A 22,285-nucleotide genomic window follows, 5' to 3' on the forward strand; every position below is an offset into this window, starting at 1 on the left:
GCGCCGGTCTCCGCGGTGCGGGCAGCCGACCCGGTGCCGTCCGCCTTCGCGGTGGCAACAACCTTCGATGCGGAAGCGGAGCCGTCGGCGTCGACGGCCGCCGCACCCGCTTCCGGGGTGACGGCCGCCGAAGCGGTGCCGTCGGCGTCCGTTTGCAAAGCGGGGGTTACAGAAGCGGCGCCGGCGGGATCGGGGGTGGCGGCGCCGTTGGGGGTTGGTTTCTCGTTGGCGGCAGCGCCGGGTGGCGTGCCGGTTTCAGGGGCGGTGCGCTCGGTCATGACGCCTCCATGAAGGCCATGTCACTGGCCAGCACCGCCGCGCCGGTCACGCCCGCGCGGCTGCCGAGTTCGGAGAGGACCACGGGCAGGTTGCCGGTGGCGAGCGGGAGGGAGCGCCGGTAGACGACGCTGCGGATCTCGGCCAGCAGGATGTGGCCGAGCTGGGCCAGGCCGCCGCCGATCACGATCATCGACGGGTTGGCGAAGCTGACCAGGCCGGCCAGCACGCCGCCGACGCGGCGGCCGCCGTCGCGGATCAGGCGGATGCAGACCACGTCGCCCTCGATCGCGCCCTCGGCGACGTCGACGGCGGTGACCAGGCCGTTGGCGGCGAGGCGCTCGGCCAGGGCGGGCGAACCGCCGGCGCGGGCCGCGGCGGTCGCGTCCTTGGCGATCGCGGCGCCGCTGAACAGCGCCTCCAGGCAGCCCACGTTGCCGCACGAGCACATCGGGCCGTGCGAGTCGACCTGGATGTGGCCGATGTCGCCGGCGCACCCGTCGGTGCCCCGGTAGACCTCGCCACCCAGGTAGATGCCGCAGCCGACGCCGGTGCCGATCTTCACGAACAGGAAGTCGTCGACCGAGTGGGCGACACCGCCGTGCCGCTCGCCGATGGCCATGATGTTGACGTCGTTGTCGACCACCGCCGGGCAGCCGTGCTCGCGGGTGAGCAGCTCGCGGACCGGGAAACGGTCCCAGCCCGGCATGATCGGCGGGGAGACGGGGACGCCGTCGCGGAAGCTGACCGGCCCCGGGACACCGATGCCGACGGCGTCGAGCCGCTCGTAGGCACCGTCCACCTTGGCCTTGTGCAGCAGCTCGTTGACCCGCAGCAGGGTGCCCTTCGGGCCGCTGCGGATGTCGGCCGGCTCGGCGTAGGCCTTGACCGGCTCGAGGCGCCCGTTGACGATCTCGACGTCGATCGAGCTGGCGCCGAGGTCGACGGCGGCGAAGCGCAGGTCGGGGCTCAGCTCGACCAATGTGGACCGACGACCGCCGCGGGAGGCGGCCAGGCCGGCCTCGGCGACGTAACCCAGGGAGACCAGCCGCTCGAGCTCGGCGAGCAGCCGCGGCCGCGGCATCTCCAGCCGGTCGGCGAGCTCGGCGCGGGAGACCGCACCGTTGTCGCGCAGCAGCCGCAATAGCCGCAGGTGCAGTGGCTCAACAGCCCGCACGGCACCCATCCTTTGGTCGACCCGTTCACACCGGCGCAACGTCCGGGTGTTGTGCACGACACAGTATGAGCTTCCGCTGTAGGTGTAAAGAGCTTCGGATCTCTTGGCGATAACTTTTGCTGGAAGGAACAAAAGCTGTTGGCACGGCTAGTGAATCTTCGCGGCAGTGCTGCGGAGATGCCGGTTTCGTCCGGTCAAAACGCCCTGACGTGCGGTGACGCGCTACTTACATAGGAGGGTCGTCATGCGCCGGCCGGCGACCACCAGCCCGATGGCGGTGACGAGCAGAAGATAACCGACGTCGATCAATCCGCCTAGGACTTCGTCGGCGCCGGTCGATATGCCCCGGATCAGGTCGACCGCGCGGTAGAGCGGCGTCACCTCGACCAGCCAGCGCAGCGCCGGGTGGTAGCTCTCCGCGGGCACGAACGTGCCGGAGAACAGGAACAGGGCGAACTGGATGGAACCCATCAGATCGAAGTCCTGCCAGCTGCGCATGAACGTGCTCAGCGCCATGCCGAGCGCGCCGAACGCGAAGCCGACGAGGACCGCCGCGGGGAAGGCCAGCAGCGCGCGACCCACGGAGATCAGGTCGAGGGCGGCCATCACGATCAGGAACGCCGCGGAGTAGAGCGAGCCGCGCACCATCGCCCAGCCGAGCTCGCCGAGCGCGATCTCGAAGGGCCGCACGGGGGTGGCCAGCATCCCCTCGTACAGCCGCATGTATTTCATCTTCCCGAAGAAGTTGAAGGTGGTCTCGGCGAGCGCGCCGCTCATCGCCGCCGAGGCCAGCATCGCCGGCGCGACGAACGCCGCGTAGCCGACGACCGTGCCGTCGGGCAGCGTCAGGTCGCCGACCAGGCCGCCCACGCCGACGCCGATGGAGAGCAGGTAGACCACCGGCTCGACGAAACCGGAGATCATCACCAGCCAGTACGCGGAGCGCAGCGCGGCGGCGTTGCGTGCGGCTACGGAGGCCGAGCGGCGGACGGGGCCCTCGAACGCGACGAGCCGGGGCAGCAGCAGCGCGACCATCAGAACACCAACCGCTTCCGGAACCGGGCGTGCGCCAGCCACCAACCACCGACCGCCCACAACGCCAGGTAGGCAAGATGGCCAAGGGCCGACCACTGCGGCGCGACACCGAGCGTGGCGGCCCGGCACAGGTCGACGCCGTGCCAGAGCGGCGTCGCGTAGGCGACCCAGCGCAGCCCGACCGGCATCGCCTCGACCGGGAAGAAGACGCCCGCGAACAGCGACATCGGCAGCACCGCGAAGCGGAACAGCAGCGCGAGGTAGCTGTCGGAGGTGATGCTCGCGCTGTAGGCGAAGGTCGGCGCCGCCACCGCGCAGCCGAGCAGCACGACCAGGGGCAGTGTGGCCAGCGCCCACACGGAGTGGACCGCCCCGAACAACGTGGCCACCAGCAGGAAGGCGGCGGCCGAGAGCAGTGCCCGGAACACCACGAACGCCAGGTGGCCGCCGAGCACGTCGGCGACCCGCAGCGGTGCCGCGGCCTGGCCGAAATAGATCTTGTGCCACTCGAAGTTGCCGAGCACCGGCCAGGTGGCCTCGCCGACGCCGACCTGCAACGCCGCCGATGCGATCAGGCCGGGGACGACCCAGTCGAGATAGGACACTCCGCCGACGCCGCCTTCGACGTAGGCGCCCACCCCGACCCCGAAGCCCAGCATCGTCAGCAGTGGCAACAGGAACGACCCGAACACCGACCCGCGCCAGGTGCGCCGATAGCCCACCAGGTGGTATTCGAAAACGGCCACGGTGGCGGTCACCCCCACACCCCCGTTCGGGGTCGTGCGCGGCACCCCTGATGCCGGATCGTCCGGCCGCGGTGCGAGGTCGACCGGCGACAGCGCGGCGCGGGCGGTCGCGGGCGCGCCGGCCACCGCGAACCCGGCGCCGCCGTCACCGGGTGTGCGGACGCGGCTCGTGGGGTAGATCCCGCCGCATGGCCGCGCGTGGCAAACCTTGGTGGATGCTGGCGGAGACCCCGACGATGGCCTTCGCCCTGGGCGGGATCTGGACGGTGCTCGGCCTCGGGCAGGTGATCACCCTGGCCTTCGGCGGCGACGGTGGTGCGCTCTGGGTCGCGCGGGTCGTGCTCGCGGTGATCACGGTGCTGCTGGGGGTCGGCTATCTGGCCTCGGCGGCCGCTCACCGTCGCCGGGAGCGCGGCACTCCGTCGTGACGTCCGTTGCCCGGTCATCGCTAGTCGACCAGGGTCCGGCCGGTGAGGTGCAGGAAGACGTCTTCGAGCGTGCTGCGGCGGACCAGCACGCTGGCCGGCGCGAGCGCGCGCCCGTGCACCTCGGCCACGGCCGCGTCGCCGTCGTCGACGTAGAGCAGGACCCGGTCGGGCAGCGGCTCGATCCGCTCGCCGATGCCTGCCAGCTTGTCGACGAACGCCTCCTGGGAGTCGGCCGCGAAGCGTAGCTCGACCACCTCGCGGGTGGAGTTGCGCTCGATCAGCTCGCGCGGCGAACCCTCGGCCACGATCCGGCCGCCGTCCATCACCACGAGCCGGTCGCAGAGCTGCTCGGCCTCGTCCATGTAGTGCGTGGTCAGCACGAGCGTCACGCCCTGCCGCTTGAGCCGGAACAGCCGCTCCCAGACGAGGTGGCGGGCCTGCGGGTCGAGGCCTGTGGTCGGCTCGTCGAGCAGCACCACGTCGGGCTCGTTGACCAGCGCGCGGGCGATCGTCAGCCGGCGTTTCATGCCGCCCGAGAGCGGGTCGACCTTGCTGCCCGCCCGCTCGCTGAGCTGGACGAACCGCAGCAGCTCGGCGGCGCGGGCCCGGGCCACCTTGCGCGGGATGCCGAAGAACCGCGCGTAGGTCGTCAGGTTTTCGGCGACCGTCAGCTCCGGGTCGAGGTTGTCGGTCTGCGGGCAGACGCCGAGCCGCGCCCGGATCGCCGGGCCGTCGCGGGCCGGATCCATGCCCAGGATCCGCAGCCGGCCCGCCGTCACCGGCGACACACAGCCGATCATGCGCATCGTCGAGCTCTTGCCCGCGCCGTTGGGACCGAGGAAGCCGAAGGCCTCGCCGGCCCGCACGGACACGTCGATGCCGTCGACGGCGGTGAACCCGCCGAAGCGTTTCACCAGCCCCGTCGCCTCGATGAGCGGCCTGCCGTCAGTCACAGGCGGACCATAGCCAGGGGGTACGACAGAAGACAGCGGATATCGGCGGCCGCTGATGAAAAACGGTCAGAGGTCCCTGGGGGTGGTCGCCGAGCGGGCCTCCGCCACCAGCGCGCCGGTGGTCTCGACGACCTCCGGAGTGGACGTCTCGGTGCCGGGGTCGTAGCGCACCGACCAGGCCAGACCGTTGCGGCCACGGACCTTGCGGGCGACCACCCGCACACCGCCGCCGTCGATCGCGTGGTGCGAGGTGTAGGAGACGGAGCCGGTCACCCGGGCCCGCACCTGCTGCGGGATCTCCTTCGGCTCGAGCAGCAGCACCGACTGCGGCGTCGCGTCGGCCAGCACCTCGTACTCGTCGCGCTCCTCGACCACCTCGGCCGGCGTCACGGTCAACTCACGGCCGGACCAGACCGCCTTGTGGATCCGGTGCCAGTCGAGCCGGTCACGGTCGGGCAGGCGCAGGCCGCGGTCGGTGGCGACCACGAGCGGGCCGGCCTCGGTGCGCGACCAGGCGATCACCCGCTCGTCGGGCTCGAGCGTCACACCGGCGTCGGCCGGCAGCTTGACCCGCCTGCGGAACACGTCCCAGATGCTCGTCACAATCCACCCGCCGCCTGTTCGCGCAGGGCTCGCGCGTGCTGCTCCAGGGAGAACAGCTCGCCGGCCAGCGCGAGATATTGGTCTTTGCTCGTCACCGGGTTGATCCGCTGCACCTTCGACTTGAGGTCGCGGATCCGGGCGTCGGTGGCGCCCCACTGGAGCCGCGCGAGCAGCACCGAGACGTAGTGCGGATCGGGCTCGGTGTCCCGCAGCATCGGCTCGACGGCCAGCTCGCCGACCAGGGCCTTGCCGGTCAGGTCGCCGCACGCGTCGCGTACCCGCTCGATCCAGACCGCGCCGCTCGTGCCGCTGACCGCACCGCCGGCCTCGGCGATCGCGGCGCGCACGGTACGCAGCTCGACCGTCGAGTAGGCCTCGTCACCGATCGCGTCGAACATCGGCCCGGCCAGCACCGGCACCTGGATCGCCAGCTTGAGCGCCTCGCGCTCGACCCGGGCCTGCGGGGTGTCGGCGCGAACGGTCGCGGCGTTGGCGGCGGCCGTCGCGGTGGCCGCCGGCGCGCCCGCGTTGGCCACGGCCCGCTGCACCGGCTCGATCTCCATGCCGAGATCGCCGGCCAGCTTCCGGACGTACTCGGGACGCTTCTCCCGGTCCTTGATCTTGGCCACCAGCGGCGCGGCCCGGCGCATCGCCTCGACCCGGCCGTCGACGGTGTCGAGATCGAACTTGCCGAGGATCTGCCGCAGCGCGAAGTCGACCATCGGCTCGCGGCGCGCGACCAGGTCGCGCACGGCCAGGTCACCCTTGGCCAGGCGCAGGTCGCACGGGTCCATGTTGTCGGGGCTGACCGCGATGAAGGTACGGCCGACGAAGCGCTGGTCCTCGTCGAACGCCCGCAACGCCGCCTTCTGCCCGGCCGCGTCGCCGTCGAAGGTGAAGATGATCTCCCCGGCGAACGCGTCGGTGTCCATCAGCAGCCGGCGCAGCACGCTGATGTGGTCGCCGCCGAACGCGGTGCCGCAGGTCGCGACCGCGGTCTTGACGCCGGCCAGGTGGCAGGCCATCACGTCGGTGTAGCCCTCGACGATCACGGCGCGGCCCTGGCGGGCGATCTCCCGCTTGGCGTGCTCGATCCCGTAGAGCACGTGGGACTTCTTGTAGAGCGGCGTTTCGGGCGTGTTGAGGTATTTGGGGCCGTCGTCGTCGTCGAACAGCTTGCGCGCGCCGAACCCGATGATGTCGCCGGACAGCTCCCGGATCGGCCAGACGAGGCGGCGCCGGAACCGGTCGATCAGCGAACCGGACCGGGCCTCGCGGGCCAGCCCCGCGGTGACGAGCTCCTGGCTGGTGAAGCCCTGTTGGCGCAGGTGGCGGGTGAGCGGGTCCCAGCCTTCGGGCGCGAACCCACAGCCGAAGTCCTGTGCGGCGGCCCGGTTGAAGCCGCGCTGGGCGAGGAACTCGCGGGCCAGCCGGGCGCCCGGCGTGGTCAGCTGGCCGGCGTAGAACTCGGCGGCGGCCGCGTGCGCGGCGACCAGGCGCTGCTTGACCCCCTGCTGCTGGGCGCGGGCCGGAGCCGGACCGCCCTCGACGTAGCGGAGCTGGATGCCGGCGCGACCGGCGAGCCGCTCGACGGACTCGACGAACGTGAGGTGGTCGACGTCCATCAGGAACGAGATCGCGTCGCCGCCCTTGCCGCAGCCGTGGCAGAAGAAGACGTTGCGGCCCGGGGCGACGGTGAACGAAGGGGTCTTCTCGTCATGGAACGGACACAGGCCCTTGAGGTTGCCGCCGCCGGCGCTCTTGAGCGTCACGTGCTCCGAGATGACGTCGGCGATCGCGGTCCGCTCGCGAACCAGCGCGATGTCTTCCTCGCGGATCCGGCCTGCCATGCGCTCCCCTCACCCTGTCCTCCTCCATCCTGCACTGCCGTGCGGATCTTGGTGGGGGTGGGTGTGGGCCGCTTCACGGCTTCCCGAGCAGGGGGCGTGACCGTCGGGGGGTCGGTCACGTCCCCTTGTCTTCGTCTCTCACCACCGCAGCCCCTTGGCAGTACGCCGGCGAGGACTTCGCGCTCGGTTGTATCGAGCCTGCCGCCCAAACGCCACCCGGACATCCGCCAGGTGGCGCATGTCTGGAAGGCCATTTGCATACGTACGCCATTTCGGGGTCCGCGACAGCACCCAGAAGTAGGTCCGCTGGCCGTTATCTCCGCCACCCGCCCCGACGAAGCTCTTTGGTGAGCGCCGGGGCCGCCGGCGCCGGACCTTCGGAGAAGGTAATGAGCATCCTTGGTCGTGGTGACGAACATCTGCACTACAGCGACTCCTCACACCGCTGGGTAGCGCCACCACACATCGAGCAGGGCGTCTGGGAGGCGAGCCTCCGCGCACACCTGGGTCGTCACCTGCTCACCATGGGCGGACGCGACGAGGTCGACCAGATCGACCTGCCGCGCGCCTACATCCCGCGGCAGCGCGGCGCCTCCAAGCCGACCCCTGAGGCGAGCGCAACCAGGTCATGTCGCCGCGCCGGCTGACGACCCTGGGTCGCGGGTACGGATCGGTGCCGGTCGGGCGATGGCTCGGCCGGCGCCGATCCACCACGGCGGGCCGCGCGTGCCGCCGCTGCGCCTGCGGAGCGAACCCCCCGCGCCTGGGCGCCTACCGCACCCGCCGGCGGTTCGCCGGCTGGGAATGCACGTGCCGCCCGGGCCGCCCAGGCATCCCTGGCCAACGGGGCGCCCCACCCCTGTAGCCATACCGCCTCCACGACTCGACAACTCCACGGACGTGGAACTGACGCCACATCGGGCCGCCTCCACCCGATGTGGCGTCTCCATGTGCGCACCCAAAACCGCGCCGCGTGGTGGCGGATATCTCGCGCACGCGTGGCGGTTCTTTCGCGCGCGGTGACCTTCTCGGCGCCACCGGCCGACCGGCGTGCGCGCCGCGGACCATGACGCCGAGCGAGCCGCGGCGGCGCAGGGTTTGTCCGCCAGGTGGCGGACGGGTGAGGTCACCGTGTAGGCGCGTTTGGCTCGCCTCGCGGGCGATACCGCGCGATGACTCCCTCGGCGGCACCGGTCGACCGGCATCCGCGTCACGGGCCATTACGCCAGCCGCGGCGGCGTGGGGTGGGTCGGTTGTCCGCTAGGTGGCGGATGGGTCAGGTGACCGTGTGGGCGCGTTGGCTTGCCTCGCGGGCGATGTCGATGCGGGAGCCCAGCTCCAGCTTCGCGAGGATGTGGGAGACGTGCGTCTGCACCGTGCGCCGCGACAGGAACAGCTGCGCCGCGATCGCCGGGTTGGACATGCCCTGGGCTACCAGGCCCGCGACCTTGATCTCGGTCGGCGTCAGAGAGTCCCAACCGCGGCGTGCCTGGCGGTGGCGGACGCGCGGGCCCCGGCGGATGCCGAAGGAGCGGAACCGCGCCTGCGTGCGCAGCAGGTCCCATTCGGCGCCGAGCTTGGCGTAGAGCGAGTAAGCGTCGGTGAACAGGTTGCGCGCCTCGGTGAGCGCGCCGCGTTCGGCCAGGGCCAGCGCCGCCGCCTCGAGCGCCTGGGCGCGGGGCAGCGGGCGACCCGCCGCGCGGTAGCCGTTGGCCGCCTCCAACAACCCAGCCGGGTCGTTGGCCAGCAGGCTCTGGCAGTGCAGGGCTACCGCACGCCGGTGGGGCACCGGTGAGCCCTCGCCGAACGCGACCGCCCGGGCGACGATCGTCGCCGCCAGGGGCTTGTCGTCGACCGTCATCGCCAGCCGCACCGCGTCGGCCAGCAGGTCGACCGTCTCCTCGTCGTCCTGGACGCTCGACAGCAGGTCGAGCAGCACCTGCAGCGCGGCCGCCGGGTCGTCCTCGCGTTCACGCTGCAAACTCTTGGCCATCGCGAAGGCCCGGCACGTGCGGCCACCGACCCGGTCGTTGAAGTGGTCAGCCGCCAGCAGGTGGCGTTCGCTCTCGCCGGTGCCGCGGTGCAGCTGGATCGTGGCGGCCAGGCCGTGCTGCGCGCAGTCGACCAGCGGGTTCTTGGAGACACCGATGGCCAGGTCGATCTCGACCAGCGCGTCGTCCCACTTGCCGTTGTCGAACAGCAGCTCCGACAGCGCGGTCTGGGCCTGGGCGAGGCGGAACACGTTGCCCGCGCGGTCGGCCGACTGGCGCACCGTCTCGGCCACCTGGATCGCCTCCTCGTAGCGGTCGAGCACGCCGAGGGCGATCGCCTGGTTGATCTGCAGCAGCAGCCGCAGGTCGGCCAGCGACGGGTCACCCTCGCTGACCGCCAGGGCGCGGTCGTAGAGCGGCAGCGCCTTGCGGGACTCGCCGCGCATGCCGTGCACGATGGTCTGCACCAGCAGGGCCCAGCCCATCCCCCACCGGTCGCCGGCCTCGGTGGCGGTCGCCAGCGCCTCCTCGGCGACCTTGGCGGCGGCGTCGACCCGGCCGAGCGTGCGATGCGCGCGGGCGATCAGCACGAGCAGGCGGGCCCGGTGGTGCAGGCCGATGCCGGGCATCTTGAGCGCGCGCTTGAGCGGGTCGAGCGACTCCTGCGTGCGGCCGGCCAGCGCCTGGCACTGCGTCAAGGTCCAGAGCAGCTCGACGAGCGCGTCGGGCCGCTTGACCTCGACCAGCGCCGCGGTCGCGACCTCGGCCGCGCCGGACGGGTCGCCCACCCGGTAGAGCGCGTCGGCGAGCCGGGAGGCCAGCACGTCGTGCGAGCCGGCGCCCGGCGGGGTGCCGCTCAGCGCCCAGCGCAGCATCGGGATCGCCACCTTGGGCGCCTGCCCGACCAGCCGCGGCGCGTTTTCGGTGAGCCAGCCGACGACCCAGGTGTCGACGGTGCCGCCGGTGTCGTCCTCCTCGACCGTCGGGCGGAGCTGGCGCGCCACGCGTTCGGCGGGTGCGCCGTCGTCGGCGAGGGCCCGGGCGGCGTCGCGGTGCCAGGCGGCCCGGACGGCGGCCGGCATGCTGTCGTAGAGGCAGTCGCGGATCAGCGGGTGGCGGAAGGCCATCTCACTGCCGTTTTCGACGACGACCCCGGCCAGGATCGCCTCGTCGAGGATGGGCAGCAGCTCCGGGACCCGCCGGCCCGACACCACGGCCAGCTCGCGCACGGAGAAGTCGATGCCGAGCAGGGCGGCGACCCGGAGCACCTCGCGGGCGTGCGGCGGCAGGAACTCGAGCCGGTCGGAGATGGCGCCGGAGAGCGAGCCGGGCGTCGAGGTCTCCTCGGCCTCGACGCAGTCGTCGAGGTGGGCCAGGGCGCCGGCGCGGACCAGCACGTCGACGAGCTCGGTGAGATAGAGCGGGTTGCCCGCGGCACCGGCGGCCAGCTCGGCCAGCCGCGGCCCCGGCGCGCCACCGACCAGCTCGCCCACGAACTCCTGGACCTCGGTGCCGTCGAGGTTCTCCAGGCGTACGACCTCGGGCTCGATCGCCCGGCGCAGCGCGACGACGTCGTCGCGGCGCGGGATCGTGCGGGTCAGGCCGACGATGAGCAGGGGCAGCTGGTCGAGGCAGCGGACCAGGCGGGCGATCGTGAGCACCGTCGCCGGGTCGGCCCACTGGAGATCGTCGACGACGAGCATCGTCGGGGCCGCGGCGCACAGGTTGTCGATCAGGGCGAGCAGTTGCTCGGCCGCCGCCGGGATGACGTCGACGCGGTTGCCGACGCCCATGTCGGACCGTAGCAACTGGACGATCTGCTGCCGCTCGGCCTCGGGCACACCCGGGCAGCCGTCGAGGGCCTCGAGCAGTGGCAGCAACGGGAAGGCCTGGCTCAGCTCGTCGCAGACCGCCCAGATGACGCGGATGGCGCCGCCACCGCGTGCGTCGGCGGTCGCCGCGCGGACGAGTGACGTCTTGCCGATGCCCGGCTCGCCCTCGATGAGAATCGCGCGACCGCGGCCGGCGCTGAGATCACCGATCAGGCGGCGCAGACGATCGCGCTCGGCATGACGGCCGATCGGGCGCGAGGGAATCTGCGACTCGGTCACGACACGACTCCCTCCTCAGCGCCGTCGATCGAAATCTGTCACTTCGGCCCGTTAGTCGGCAATCAATAAATCATACGTTTCTGGCAATTACGGCCATGAAAGTTGCAGATTGCATGCCGTAAGGCAAGCAGAACGCGAACTAGTTTACCCAAAACCGGCATCCACGTGACGATCCGCCAGGTGGCGTAATGCCAACACGCTGTGACCATGCAGTCACACTGCGCTTTACTAAGCGGCGCAGGTGTTCGATACTTTAGGCCCTTGGCCAGGGTATCTTGACCGTCCACTTAGGAGCCCAAGATGAACCCTGCGCGTAAACACAGACTAGCGGTCAGAGCCCTGGCCGTAGGCGCCACAATCGTAGGAATCGCGGCGGCGATCTTCACTGGTTCTGCGGCAAGCTCTGCGGCGTCACACTTTTCCGCTGGCGCCTCCTCCAGCTTCAGTCAGCTTTGGCACGACATGTAATGATGCCCCGCCCGAGCCCCCGCTGGAAGGCTCGGGCAGTGACGGATTCAACGGGGTCCAGCCGCTGAATACGTCTGCGGGCAGGGGAAACGGCCGGCGTACCCCTACCATGGGCGGCGGCAACCTTTGATCGAATCGGCGCCTGCGGAGGCCGATCGCTCTAGGGTTGCCGCCGCTCACAGTTTTGTGGGGCGGCCGGTTGGCACGAAAACCAGCCTCTACGCAACTCGCCACCGAGACATCAGCCACCTGGCGGATATGAAAGTCTGGAGCCCGTGGAGCGCATCCTGACCGACCGGGAGCTCAACCGGACGCTCCTGCACCGCCAGCTGCTGCTGGAACGCTCCCAGGCCGATCCGCCCGAGGTCCTGGAGCTGATGGCGGGTCTCCAGGCGCAGTACAGCCCCGCGATCTACATCGGCCTGTGGTCCCGCGCGGCGCGCATCGAACGCGACGCCGTGACGAAGCTGCTGCACGATCGCGCGATCATCCAGGGCACCCTGCTGCGGTCGACCATCCACGTCGTCAGCCGGCGCGACTACTGGCCGTGGGCACTCGCCATTCGCGAAAACCGTCGCGTCCAGGCCCTGCGCGCCTGGCAGGGCACGCTGACCGCCGACGAGATGGAGCAGGCCGCCGAGAGCCTCCGGGCCGCCCTCGCCGACGGCCCCCTCAAGCAGGGCGAGATCGACGAGGTGATCGGCGCCGACCGGCGCCGCGGCATCGGGCTCTGGCTCGACCTCGTGCGCCAGCCGCCGAGCGGCACCTGGGAACGCCGCCGCGCCGACCTCTACACCCTCGCCGAGGACTGGGTCGGCCCGCCGGACGGCACCGTCGAGGACGGTCAGGTCCAGCTCGTCCGCCGGTACCTGACCGGCTTCGGCCCGGCCGCCCGCAAGGAGATCGCCAACTGGGCCGGCCTGCCGGTCGCCACCGTGAAGACGGCCCTCGCCGAGCTGGACACCGTCACCTACCGCGACACGGCCGGCACCGAGCTCGTCGACCTGGCCGGCGGGCCGATCGTCGACGGCGACACCGACGCTCCCCCGCGCTTCCTCGCCAACTGGGACGCCGCCCTGCTGGTCCACGCACGACGGTCGGGCATCCTGCCGGAGGAGTTCCGCAAGCGGATCTTCCACGTCCGGGCACCGCAGTCCTTCCCGGTCTTCCTCGTCGACGGCGCGGTCGCCGGCACCTGGAAGGCGGCCGACGGCACGCTCACCTACGACGAGTTCCGCCCGCTCACCGCCACCGAGCGCGAGCGGCTGCACGCGGAAGGCGAGCGGCTCGCGCGTTTCCACGCCTAAGCCCTAAGGTCGTGCGGGTGCGAACGATCCGCGCGGCCGCCGTACCCCTGCTGCTCATGGTGTTGATCTCTGCTTGTGGCCAGGGTCAGCAGCCGGGGCCGAACGCGGCCGGGACGCCCGACGAGACAGCCAGCGCGCCGGCGAGCGACCAGGCGACCCCGGCACCCGGCAAGGAGGGCATCGGCCGCGGCCCGACGCCCAAGCCACCGGCCAAGCCGGCGAGCTTCGGCAACCCGGGCGGCAAGGCCGCGGTGCCCGCCGAGGGCCGCGCGGAGAACACGAGCCGGCCGACCCGGAAGATCGGCACGGGTACGAAGGCCAGTTGCACCTCGGACGCGGTCGTCAAGGCCGTGGCCGCCGGCGGGACGATCACGTTCGACTGCGGCCCCGACCCGGTCACCATCACGATGACCGCCACCGCGAAGGTCCGCAACGCCAACGGCCCGAAGATCGTGCTCGACGGCGGCGGCAAGGTCACGCTGAGCGGCGGCGGCAAGCGGCGGATCCTCTACATGAACACGTGCGACGAGGCGCAGGGCTTCACCACCTCGCACTGCCAGGACCAGGACCACCCGCGGCTGACCGTGCAGAACCTGACGTTCACGGGCGGCAACTCGACGGGCGACAAGACCGAAGGCGGTGGCGGCGGCGCCATCTTCGTACGCGGTGGTCGGTTCAAGGCCGTCAACACGAAGTTCGCCGACAACCGCTGCGACGCGTCCGGCCCCGACCTCGGCGGCGCGGCGATCCGGGTGCTGAGCCAGTTCAACGGCCAGCCGGTGTACGTCGTCGGCAGCACCTTCCAGGGCGGGGTGTGCTCCAACGGCGCGGCGCTGTCCAGCATCGGCGTCTCGTGGGTCGTGCTCAACAGCGTGTTCAGCGACAACAAGGCGATCGGCAGCGGCGCCAACCCGGCCCGCTCCGGCTCTCCCGGCGGGGGCAGCGGGGGCGCCATCTACCTCGACGGCAACCTGTTCACGCTGCGCATCGCCGGCTCGGTCGTGCAGAACAACACGGCCAAGGAGGGCGGCGGCGGCGTCTTCTTCGTCAGCAACGACCGCACCGGCACGATGCGCGTCGAGAACACGACGTGGAAGGGCAACAGGAGCGCCGGCTTCGAGACGAGCGGCTTCCCCGGCGTCTTCTTCCTCGGCGCCCGCCCGCCGACCGTGACGGGCCCGAGCCTGAAGCGATGAAGGTCCCGTTCGACGCCGCGGCCTACGAGCGACGGGTCCGGGAGGGGCCGTGCTTCGTCTGCGCCACCCTGCGCGGCGACGCCGATTTCCGACACCACATCGTGTACGAGGACGAGACCTGCGCGGCGTTCCTGAACCGCTATCCGCCGCTGCTCGGCTACACGCTGGTGGTGCCGCGCGCCCACGTCCGCGACGTCACCGGCGACCGGGCGCTGTTCCGGCACGTCACCGACGTCGTGCACGACGTGGCCGAGGCGCTCAAGCGGGTGGTGCCGACCGAGCGGGTCTACCTGCTCTCACTCGGCTCGCACCAGGGCAACGACCACGTGCACTGGCACGTCGCACCGCTGCCGCCGGGAGTCCCGTACGACAAGCAGCAGTTCGCGGCGGTCATGAGCAGCCGCGGCGTCCTGCCGGTCACCGACGCGGACCAGGCCGCCCTCGCCGCCCGCCTGCGCGCGGCGCTGGCCTCGGCCGGCTGAGTCAGCCCGCCAGGAACGCTTCGAGCGCCTCCACCACGAGGGCGTGGTCGGCCGCCTGGGGCAGGCCGGAGACCGTGACCGTGCCGACGACGCCGACGTCGCGGACACGGATCGGGAAGGAGCCGCCGTGCGCCGCGTAGGCGGCGGGGTCGACGCCCGCGTCCGCGTCGAGGCCGCGGCCCTCGGCGAGCAGGCGCCGGCCCACCAGGTACGAGGCCGCGTTGAAGCGGTCGACGACCCGGACCTTGCGGTCGATCCAGCCGTCGTTGTCGGGCGCGGTGCCGGGCAGCGCCGCGTGGAAGAGCTGGTGGCCGTGGCGGCGGATGTCGATCGTGACCGGCAGCGTCCGTTCCCGCGCCAGCCCCACGAGCAGGCTGCCGAGCCGCCACGCGTCGTCGTTGTCGAACCGCGTGAACACGAGCCGCCGCTCCTGCTCCTCGAGCTCCGCGACGAGCGCGCCCAGGTCCTGATCGGTGCCGGTCATGGCCTCCCCTTCGCCTCTTCTCCGCAGCCGAGAGTACGGGCCGGGCCGGCTCAGTCGGCCGGCGGCGCCGGCGCGGCGACGTCGTCGAACTCGCTGAACCTGGTCTCCAGCCGGTTGCCCGGGACGTCGACGACCAGGACGGTGATGCGCCCGGCCGGGTCGAGGCTGACCGTCAGCGGCACCGCGGTCGCGCCCGCGTCGCGCACGAGCGTGGCGTCCAGCTGGCCGATGTTGGGGAAGCCGGCCAGGTCGGCGAGCGACTCGCGGCCCGGCTCGCTCGACGTGCTGCGGTAGGCGAAGCTCGTCGCCGCCATCTCCGCGATCGCCGCGCGCACCAGGTCGCGCGCCTCGGCCGCCGTCTCCGCGGCCGGGCGCGCCTCGTGCCGGGCGGTCGGCCCGGGCCCGTCGGCGCAGCCGGACAGGGCCGCCGCGGCGACCGTCAGGGCCAGGACGGAGCGGGTCAGACGTCGCACGAGAGCCTCCGTTCGAACGAACTTGAAGATCATCTCAGGTCGGCGGTGGCCCGTTCCGGCCCGGCCGTCCGTCAGATGTGGCTGACGGACGGAAGGAGCGACGGTGGCTGTCGATCAACCGGGTTTCGGGCCGGCGCCCACCAGGCGCGAGGGGCCGCCGATCCCCCGGCCGACGCGGCGGGAGGGTGCGGGCGACCACGGCGATCCCGGTGACGACGAGGGTCTGCTGCGGCTCCCCCGCTCGCTCCGGGACCGCCTGACGATCGTGCGCGACCTGCGGGGTGGCGGCGAGGCCGACATCGTGCTCACCCGCGACGCCGACGGGCGGGCGCACGTCGTCAAGATCTATCGGCGGCACATCCGCATCGACCAGGCGGCCGCCGACCGGCTCACCTCCCTCGACCGGTCCTACCTGGTCGCCCCCGTGCAGACCGGGTTCGAGAACGGGCGGCACTGGGAGGTCATGGAGTACGTGCCCGGCGGCAGCCTGGCGGACCACCTCGGTGCACCCGGCCGGCCCGCACCGTCCACGTCGGAGATCGAGAGCGTCGTCCGGCAGGTCGCCGCCGGCCTGCACGAACTGCACGCCGCGCACATCACGCACAGCGACCTCAAGCCGGCCAACATCCTGCTGCGCGGCACCGACCCGCTGCGGCTCGCGCTCAGCGACTTCGGCCTCAGCAAGTTCCTCGGCGACGCCTCGAAGCGGTTCACCCAACAGGCCCTGACCCTCGCGTACGCCGCTCCCGAGTCGTTCTCCGGCCGGTTCTCGCCGGCGCAGGACTGGTGGGCCCTGGGCATGATCGTGCGCCGGCTCGCCACCGGCGAGGAGCCCTTCGCGGGCCTCGCGGACCAGGTCATCATGCACGAGCTGTCGGTGCGGCCGATCGCCCTCGACGGCGTCACCGACCAGCGGCTCATGCTGCTCTGCCGGGGCCTGCTCGTCCGCGACCCCGACCACCGCTGGGACGGTCGCCAGGTCGCCGCCTGGCTGGCCGGGGACAGCCCGCACGTGCACGACGTCGCCGACGTGCGGGCCTCCGACGCCCTGCACGTCGCCGACGCGGTGTGCTGGACCCGCTCCGAGGCGGCCCGGGCGTTCGTGGCCAACTGGGACCTGGCGCGGCAGACCTATCTGGAGCACATGGGTACGGACGACCGACCCAGCGCCGGCTGGCGGACGCTGCGGACCTGGCTGGAGCAGTTCCACCAGGACGTCGACCGCCGCATCCGCCTGATCGACCGGGTGCTGACCGCGCAGGTGCCGCCCGAGGTGCGGATGGTGCACCTGCTGCTCTGGCTCGACCCGACGCTGCCGCCGGTCTACCGCGGTGCCTCGCTGCTGCCCGCGGACCTCGCCGGGCTGGCCGCTGTCGCCGCGCGCGGGCCCGGGGACGCCGCCACGATCGTCGACGAGCTCTGGCGGTACGAGCTGCTGCCCGTGCTCGCCCAGTTCGCGGGCGGCGCCGAGCTGGCCGAGGCGTACCGCGCCTGGCGCAACTCGCGGCGCCAGCTCGACGAGGTCCGGTCCATGCCGGCGTTGCCGGACGACGGTCGCCAGGCGCTGGACGCGAACGCCGCGCGGCACCAGGCCGTGCTGCTGCGGGCGGCGGCCGACCCGGGAGTCCCGGCCGAGCTGGCCAGCCAGGCGGGGGCCGCTCTGGACGGGCTGCCGCGGCGACCGTCCTGGTTGGACGGCCTGCGCCGGCTCCAGGACCCGGCGGTCGCCCTCGCCGTGCTGACGCTGGTCCCCGCGGCGCAGGCCGACAACGCGCGCGCCGCCGAGGCCCGCAACCGTTTCCTGCGCCAGTGGGAGCAGGAGGAGGCGCACCGGATCGAGGGCCGGAACAAGGCCATCGGGTACGCCGCCGCGGCGGCCGGCATCTGGGGCGGCGTGATGCTGGTCGGGGCGTTCGGCGGGGTCGCCCTGTTCGACCTGGCGGGCTCGACCTCGACCCCGACGGCCGGCGCCGACGGCGGCAACGGCGGCGCCCTGTTCCTCTGGGGCTTCGTCTGGCTGCTCTGCACGCTGGCGGAGGTCGGCCTCGCCTACCAGATCGGGGCGCACTACCACCCCGCGTGGTCGGCGCTGAACAGGTTGACGTGGCTGGGCCGGCGCCTGCCCGACGTCTGGGCCCTCGTCCGCCGCGCGGGCAACTCGATCCGGGCGTTCGCGGCGGCGGCGCCGCTGGTCGTGGGCGTCCTGTGCTGCGTCGGCCTGTGCTTCGCGCCGGCGGCGGCCGGCATCGGCGTCATGGCCTGGGGCGTAGCCACGCTCGCGGCCAGCGGCGGCCACCTCGTCTGGGCGCTGGTCCGCACGCAGCGCTTCGGCAAGCTCCGCGATCAGCGCGAGGAACAGCTCCTCGCCCTGCACAAACGAGAGGTCCAGCCATGAGCGGCAGCAGCATCGTCGGTTTCGCGGTGGGCGGGGCGCGGCTGGCGTCGGGCCTCGGCCAGGTGCTCGCCCTGGACCCGGCCGAGGCCGCCGCACGCAACGCGCGCATCCGCCTGCTGACCGAGCAACGCCGCGACCGCCGCGCGGCGCTCGAGGCCGCGCTCGCCTGCGCCGCGGACGAGCGGGAACGCCAGGCGCAGCGGCTGATCACCGCCCGCGTGGACGCGGCGACGGCCGCCGCCGCGCTCGCCTCGGCCGGCCTGCCGCCCGACCCCGCCCTGGAGGCGCCGCCTGCCGGCCCGGCGGCGGAGGCCTGGTGCCTCGGCCTCCGCCCTGCTGCGGAGGCGTGGTGCCTCGGCCTCACGGCCGCCGTCGCGGCGGCCCTCGACCGGGCCCGGGCCGCCACCGTCCAGGTGGCCGGAGCGCACCTGGCCGCCGCACTGTCCGCCCTGGACGACGGCCGGGTCGTCGCTGCCGCCGAGGTGGTCGGTCCCGCGGGGCCGGCACCGACCCGTGGCGCGCTGGCCGCGGTGACGCGCATGCTGGCCAGCCTCGATCCGCGGGCCGGCCAGGCCGACCGTGGTCTCGTCGAGGCGGCCGCCGGCGCCGCCGCAGGTCGCGCCGACAACGCCGGCCAGCTCACCGAGTTGCGGCTGCGGATCCAGACGGCGAACGAGAACGTCGCCCGGCGCCGCGACGACGCCGTCGTGGCCGCGCAGTTGCTCGACGCCGTCGAGCCGTACCCGGGTGGCGGTGGTCTCGATCCGCGGCGGTTGGCCCACGTGCGGCAGGCCCTGGCCGAGGTGGTGGCCGGCCGGCGGGCCCTCGACGACGAGGTGCTCGACGAGGTGGCCCGGCTGCGCGAGCAGACCGAGGCGGTCGCCTCCGCGGCCACCGTCGCGGACGCCGTGGCGGACGCCCTCGGCGACCTCGGCTACCTGGTCGGTCCGGACTTCTCGGTGGGCACGGCCGCCGCCGGGATGCTCGAGGTCAGCCATCCCGCCCAGCCCGATCACCTGGTGCGGATGCGGGTCGACGCCGACCGCCGCCAGCTCGTCGCGCTGGTCTACCGCCAGGGCGCGGGCGAGGAGGCGGCGAAGGCCGACGCCGAGGCCGAGGCCGCCTGGTGCGGCGACCTCGACCGGGCCATCAGGCAGCTCTCCGAGTCGGGCCTGGTGCTGACCCCGGTGCTGCTGCGCGCGCCGGGCTCGCGACCCACGCCGGTCGTCGCGGGCCGGGCCGAGGAGCGCACGGAGAGCCGGCACAAGCAGCGGACCAACCAGCGGACGGAGCGATGATGCACGACCTCACCGGCTGGCCGGCGTTCGCGCGGGAGATCCACGCGACGCTGCCGACCCACGCGCAGTACGTGCTCTGGGGCAACGTCCACGACTCGTACCTGGTCGGCGAGGGCGACCAGACGCAGCTCGTCGCCCTGCCCGACCTGCTGGCCCGGTTGCTGGCGACCAGCGGGTACGTGTTCCTGCTCGGGCACGACTGCGTCGACGGGCCCGAGCTGAAACCGGCCGGCCCGGGTGACGGCCTCGCGGCGGCGCGGGCCCTGCTGGGCGACGGGTTCCGGCCCGGCGGCCGGGCACCCGAGCTGCCGGCGCTGGCCACCCAGCTCGAGGCGGTGAGCCGGCCGCGCCAGCCCGTCCGGGCCGGGGTGCTGCTGCGGGCGGCGCAGCTCCTGCGTTCCGCGACCGACCCGCAGGACGCGGAACGCGCCTTCCTGCGCCGGATGGACAAGCTCGCCCGCACCGCGCAGCCCGTGCCGGCGACGCAGGGGCGCACCGGCAGCCTCTACAACCCGGTCTTCTGGCTGGTGGTGCAGGAGGGCGAGCTGCCGGCCTGGTTCGCCGCGGCGAACGACCGGGTGCGGTCGATCGCGCTGCCGGCACCCGACTACGGCGACCGCGAGCGGACCGCCCGGCTGCTGCTGCGGCCGGACCGGCTCCCCGAGGACGAGCTGGCCGAGCTCGCTCAGTCGTTCGCCGAGCACGCGGAAGGGCTGACGCTGCAGGGCATGATCGAGACGACCCGGCTGGCGCACGACCGGGGTCTGTCCAGCCGCGAGCTGCCCGACGCGGCGCGGATGTACAAGCTCGGCGTGCTGGACAACCCGTGGCGCCGCGAGTTCCTCCGCACCCGCATCCTGGCCGGCGAGAAGTCGCTGCCGGGCCGGGTCATCGGCCAGCCGCAGGCGGTCACCAAGACGCTCGACATCCTCAAGCGCGCCGCCCTCGGACTCTCCGGGGCGCAGGCGTCACGGTCGTCGGCGCGGCCCCGCGGCGTGCTCTTCTTCGCCGGCCCGACCGGTGTGGGCAAGACCGAGCTGGCCAAGTCCGTCGCCCAGCTCGTGTTCGGTGACGAGAACGCCTACCTGCGGTTCGACATGAGCGAGTTCTCCGCCGAGCACTCCGGCGACCGGCTGATCGGCGCCCCGCCCGGCTACGTCGGGTTCGAGGCCGGCGGTGAGCTGACGAACGCCGTACGCCAGCAGCCGTTCCGGGTCATCCTGTTCGACGAGATCGAGAAGGCGCACGCCCGGATCCTCGACAAGTTCCTGCAGATCCTCGAGGACGGGCGGCTGACCGACGGGCGCGGTGGCACCGTCCACTTCTCGGAGAGCATCCTGATCTTCACCTCCAACCTCGGCATGTACGTCGACGACCCGGCGACCGGCACCCTGCAGCCCACGGTCCGGCCCGGCACCCCCTACCAGGAGGTCGAGCAGAAGGTCCGCGCGGCGATCGAGGACCACTTCAACCGCAAGCTCAGCCGGCCGGAGCTGCTCAACCGGCTCGGCGACAACATCGTCGTCTTCAACTTCGTGAGCCCGGAGGCGGCGGGGCGCATCTTCGAGTCGCAGCTCGCCAACATCCTCGGCCGGTTGCGCGACGAGCACGACGTACGCGTGACGCTCGCCGACGACGTGCACGCCCAGCTGCGCGACCGCTGCACCGCCGACCTGGTGCACGGCGGCCGGGGCATCGGCTCGGCGCTGGAGACGGCGCTGGTCAACCCGCTCGCCCGCGCGCTGTTCGCGCAAGCACCGGCGGCCGGGTCGGCGGTGACGGTCAAGCGGCTGCTGCACGAGGGCGGCGTGACGACGGTCGAGCTGGCATGAACCTGGAGATCAGCCGGCTGCACCATCCGGTGACCGCGCTCGGGCCGGGCGTACGGGCGGGCATCTGGGTGCAGGGCTGCACGATCGGCTGCCACGGCTGCCTGGCGCGGGACACCTGGGAGCGGCGGCCGGAGCGGGCGCTGCCGGTCGCGGAGATCCTCGGCTGGCTCGCCGGCCTCCCCCGCCCGCTCGACGGCGTCACCGTCTCCGGCGGCGAGCCGCTCCAGCAGGCCGCCGCCGTCGCCGACCTGCTCGCCGGCATCCACGAGTGGCGCGGCGCACAGCCCCTCGACGTGCTGCTGTTCACCGGCTACCCGTGGTCGCGCGCGGCCCGCGAGACCGCCGTCGTCGAGCGCTGCGACGCGGTGGTCGCCGGTCCCTACGTCGCCCGCCGCAACCGCGGTGACGTGCCGCTGCGCGGCTCCGACAACCAGCGGGTCGTCGCGCTGACCGCGCTCGGCCGCGCGCGGTACGGCCCCGGCGTGAAACTGCCGGCGCGTGGGCTGCAGGCGAGCGTGGCCGACGGGCGGATCTGGTTCGTCGGCATACCCCGGGCCGGCGACCTCGAGCGCGTGGCGGCCGGCCTGACCGCCCGGGACGTGCGGGTGGGAGGCACCACATGGGACTGATCTGCCGGTCCTGCCGGGAGCCGGTGACACCGGCCGACGTGATCTGCCCCGGCTGCCGGGCCAACCTGACCGGGCCCGACGCCGTCCTGGATCCGGACGCGGTGGTCGCCGAGCCGGTCGACGAGCCCGTCGGCGATCCGCCGGCCGAGCCGGGTCTCACCTGCGCCAACTGCGCCGCGGAGCTGCTGCCGTCGGACTCCTCGGTCTGCCCGGGCTGCCTCACGCCGATCGTCGGCGCCGTGGTGCTCAAGGTCGGTGGCTGGCAGCACGTGCTGGCGCCGGGTGCGTCGCTCGTGCTCGGCCGCGACCCGCAGCGCTCCCCCGCCGCGCCGGCACTCGAGGACTTCGACACCGTCTCGCGGGTGCACGCCCAGGTCTCCGTCGACCGCGGCCGGCGGGCCACCGTGGTCGACCTCGACTCCACCAACGGCACGTTCGTCGACGACGTACGCGTCGGGGTGGGTGTGGTCGTGCCGCTCCAGCCGGGAGCGCGGCTGCGCCTCGGCAGCCACGCCTGCGTCGCCGTCGAGAGTCCCTGACTGTCCGTCAGG

At 72.9% G+C, this 22,285-nt stretch carries 19 protein-coding genes; 10 read left to right on the plus strand and 9 right to left on the minus strand.

The window, feature by feature from the left end; translation table 11 throughout:
* Window positions 1–274: 274 nt before the first annotated feature.
* The 3 genes from Asi02nite_RS17125 to Asi02nite_RS17135 form a co-directional block, all read right to left on the minus strand.
* A complete protein-coding gene (locus Asi02nite_RS17125; protein WP_373312272.1) occupies window positions 275–1,453 on the minus strand; it encodes an ROK family protein in 1,179 nt (392 codons plus the stop codon).
* 222 nt (window positions 1,454–1,675) lie between these two features.
* Window positions 1,676–2,488 carry an ABC transporter permease gene (locus tag Asi02nite_RS17130; protein WP_203714055.1) on the minus strand — a complete coding sequence of 271 codons (813 nt, stop codon included), beginning with the start codon at window positions 2,486–2,488 and terminating at the stop codon, window positions 1,676–1,678.
* Window positions 2,488–3,279 carry an ABC transporter permease gene (locus Asi02nite_RS17135; protein WP_373312273.1) on the minus strand — a complete coding sequence of 264 codons (792 nt, stop codon included), beginning with the start codon at window positions 3,277–3,279 and terminating at the stop codon, window positions 2,488–2,490. Before Asi02nite_RS17135 ends, Asi02nite_RS17130 begins: the two co-directional genes overlap by 1 nt.
* Before the next feature lie 170 nt (window positions 3,280–3,449).
* Between Asi02nite_RS17135 and Asi02nite_RS17140 the strand changes: the two genes are divergently transcribed.
* A complete protein-coding gene (locus Asi02nite_RS17140; RefSeq protein ID WP_203714059.1) occupies window positions 3,450–3,662 on the plus strand; it encodes a hypothetical protein in 213 nt (70 codons plus the stop codon).
* A gap of 20 nt (window positions 3,663–3,682) precedes the next feature.
* Here Asi02nite_RS17140 and Asi02nite_RS17145 read toward each other — a convergent pair whose 3' ends face one another.
* The 3 genes from Asi02nite_RS17145 to dnaG all read right to left on the minus strand — a co-directional run bounded on the left by Asi02nite_RS17145 (window position 3,683) and on the right by dnaG (window position 7,068).
* On the minus strand, window positions 3,683–4,615 hold the full coding sequence (locus Asi02nite_RS17145) for an ABC transporter ATP-binding protein (protein ID WP_203714060.1): 933 nt from the start codon (window positions 4,613–4,615) through the stop codon (window positions 3,683–3,685).
* Window positions 4,616–4,681: 66 nt separating this feature from the next.
* Window positions 4,682–5,218 carry a hypothetical protein gene (locus Asi02nite_RS17150; protein WP_239126771.1) on the minus strand — a complete coding sequence of 179 codons (537 nt, stop codon included), beginning with the start codon at window positions 5,216–5,218 and terminating at the stop codon, window positions 4,682–4,684.
* Complete coding sequence (dnaG, locus tag Asi02nite_RS17155) at window positions 5,215–7,068, minus strand: DNA primase (RefSeq protein ID WP_203714062.1); 1,854 nt, start codon at window positions 7,066–7,068, stop codon at window positions 5,215–5,217. The genes Asi02nite_RS17150 and dnaG overlap by 4 nt, the downstream gene beginning before the upstream one ends.
* Window positions 7,069–7,457: 389 nt before the next feature.
* On the opposite strand from dnaG, the gene Asi02nite_RS17160 reads away from it, so the two are divergent.
* Window positions 7,458–7,715: a hypothetical protein gene (locus tag Asi02nite_RS17160; protein ID WP_203714064.1), complete on the plus strand. Its 258-nt coding sequence runs from the start codon at window positions 7,458–7,460 to the stop codon at window positions 7,713–7,715.
* Between the two features lie 629 nt (window positions 7,716–8,344).
* Here the strand turns inward: Asi02nite_RS17160 and Asi02nite_RS42335 are convergent.
* Window positions 8,345–11,170, minus strand: a complete 2,826-nt coding sequence (locus tag Asi02nite_RS42335; protein ID WP_203714065.1) for an ATP-binding protein — start codon at window positions 11,168–11,170, stop codon at window positions 8,345–8,347.
* 743 nt (window positions 11,171–11,913) lie between these two features.
* Between Asi02nite_RS42335 and Asi02nite_RS17170 the strand changes: the two genes are divergently transcribed.
* Genes Asi02nite_RS17170 through Asi02nite_RS17180 form a run of 3 tightly spaced genes read left to right on the plus strand, consistent with a single transcriptional unit; the run spans window position 11,914 to window position 14,623 of the window.
* On the plus strand, window positions 11,914–12,945 hold the full coding sequence (locus Asi02nite_RS17170) for a winged helix DNA-binding domain-containing protein (protein ID WP_203714067.1): 1,032 nt from the start codon (window positions 11,914–11,916) through the stop codon (window positions 12,943–12,945).
* Window positions 12,946–12,962: 17 nt separating this feature from the next.
* The gene (locus Asi02nite_RS17175; RefSeq protein WP_239126772.1) at window positions 12,963–14,141 is read left to right on the plus strand and encodes a hypothetical protein; all 1,179 of its coding nucleotides are present in this window, start codon (window positions 12,963–12,965) and stop codon (window positions 14,139–14,141) included.
* Window positions 14,138–14,623 (plus strand): HIT family protein, encoded by a 486-nt coding sequence (locus Asi02nite_RS17180; RefSeq protein WP_203714069.1) that lies wholly within the window; start codon window positions 14,138–14,140, stop codon window positions 14,621–14,623. Before Asi02nite_RS17175 ends, Asi02nite_RS17180 begins: the two co-directional genes overlap by 4 nt.
* A gap of 1 nt (window position 14,624) precedes the next feature.
* Here the strand turns inward: Asi02nite_RS17180 and Asi02nite_RS17185 are convergent, their stop codons facing one another.
* Both Asi02nite_RS17185 and Asi02nite_RS17190 read right to left on the minus strand, forming a co-directional pair.
* Window positions 14,625–15,107 (minus strand): heme-degrading domain-containing protein, encoded by a 483-nt coding sequence (locus Asi02nite_RS17185; protein WP_203714070.1) that lies wholly within the window; start codon window positions 15,105–15,107, stop codon window positions 14,625–14,627.
* A gap of 50 nt (window positions 15,108–15,157) precedes the next feature.
* On the minus strand, window positions 15,158–15,580 hold the full coding sequence (locus tag Asi02nite_RS17190) for a hypothetical protein (protein WP_203714071.1): 423 nt from the start codon (window positions 15,578–15,580) through the stop codon (window positions 15,158–15,160).
* 103 nt (window positions 15,581–15,683) lie between these two features.
* Here Asi02nite_RS17190 and Asi02nite_RS42340 point away from each other — a divergent pair, with 103 nt between their 5' ends.
* From Asi02nite_RS42340 to Asi02nite_RS17215, 5 genes are read left to right on the plus strand one after another with little or no spacing between them, the layout of a single operon-like run.
* The gene (locus Asi02nite_RS42340; protein WP_203714072.1) at window positions 15,684–17,975 is read left to right on the plus strand and encodes a protein kinase domain-containing protein; all 2,292 of its coding nucleotides are present in this window, start codon (window positions 15,684–15,686) and stop codon (window positions 17,973–17,975) included.
* A complete protein-coding gene (locus Asi02nite_RS17200) occupies window positions 17,972–19,273 on the plus strand; it encodes a hypothetical protein (protein WP_203714073.1) in 1,302 nt (433 codons plus the stop codon). Before Asi02nite_RS42340 ends, Asi02nite_RS17200 begins: the two co-directional genes overlap by 4 nt.
* A complete protein-coding gene (locus Asi02nite_RS17205) occupies window positions 19,273–21,105 on the plus strand; it encodes an AAA family ATPase (protein ID WP_203714074.1) in 1,833 nt (610 codons plus the stop codon). Before Asi02nite_RS17200 ends, Asi02nite_RS17205 begins: the two co-directional genes overlap by 1 nt.
* Window positions 21,102–21,734 (plus strand): 4Fe-4S single cluster domain-containing protein, encoded by a 633-nt coding sequence (locus Asi02nite_RS17210; protein WP_203714075.1) that lies wholly within the window; start codon window positions 21,102–21,104, stop codon window positions 21,732–21,734. Before Asi02nite_RS17205 ends, Asi02nite_RS17210 begins: the two co-directional genes overlap by 4 nt.
* The gene (locus Asi02nite_RS17215) at window positions 21,725–22,273 is read left to right on the plus strand and encodes an FHA domain-containing protein (protein WP_203714077.1); all 549 of its coding nucleotides are present in this window, start codon (window positions 21,725–21,727) and stop codon (window positions 22,271–22,273) included. Before Asi02nite_RS17210 ends, Asi02nite_RS17215 begins: the two co-directional genes overlap by 10 nt.
* Window positions 22,274–22,285: the final 12 nt, after the last annotated feature.

Origin of the sequence: Asanoa siamensis (assembly GCF_016862555.1) — a bacterium.
Taxonomy (GTDB): Bacteria; Actinomycetota; Actinomycetes; order Mycobacteriales; family Micromonosporaceae; genus Asanoa; species Asanoa siamensis.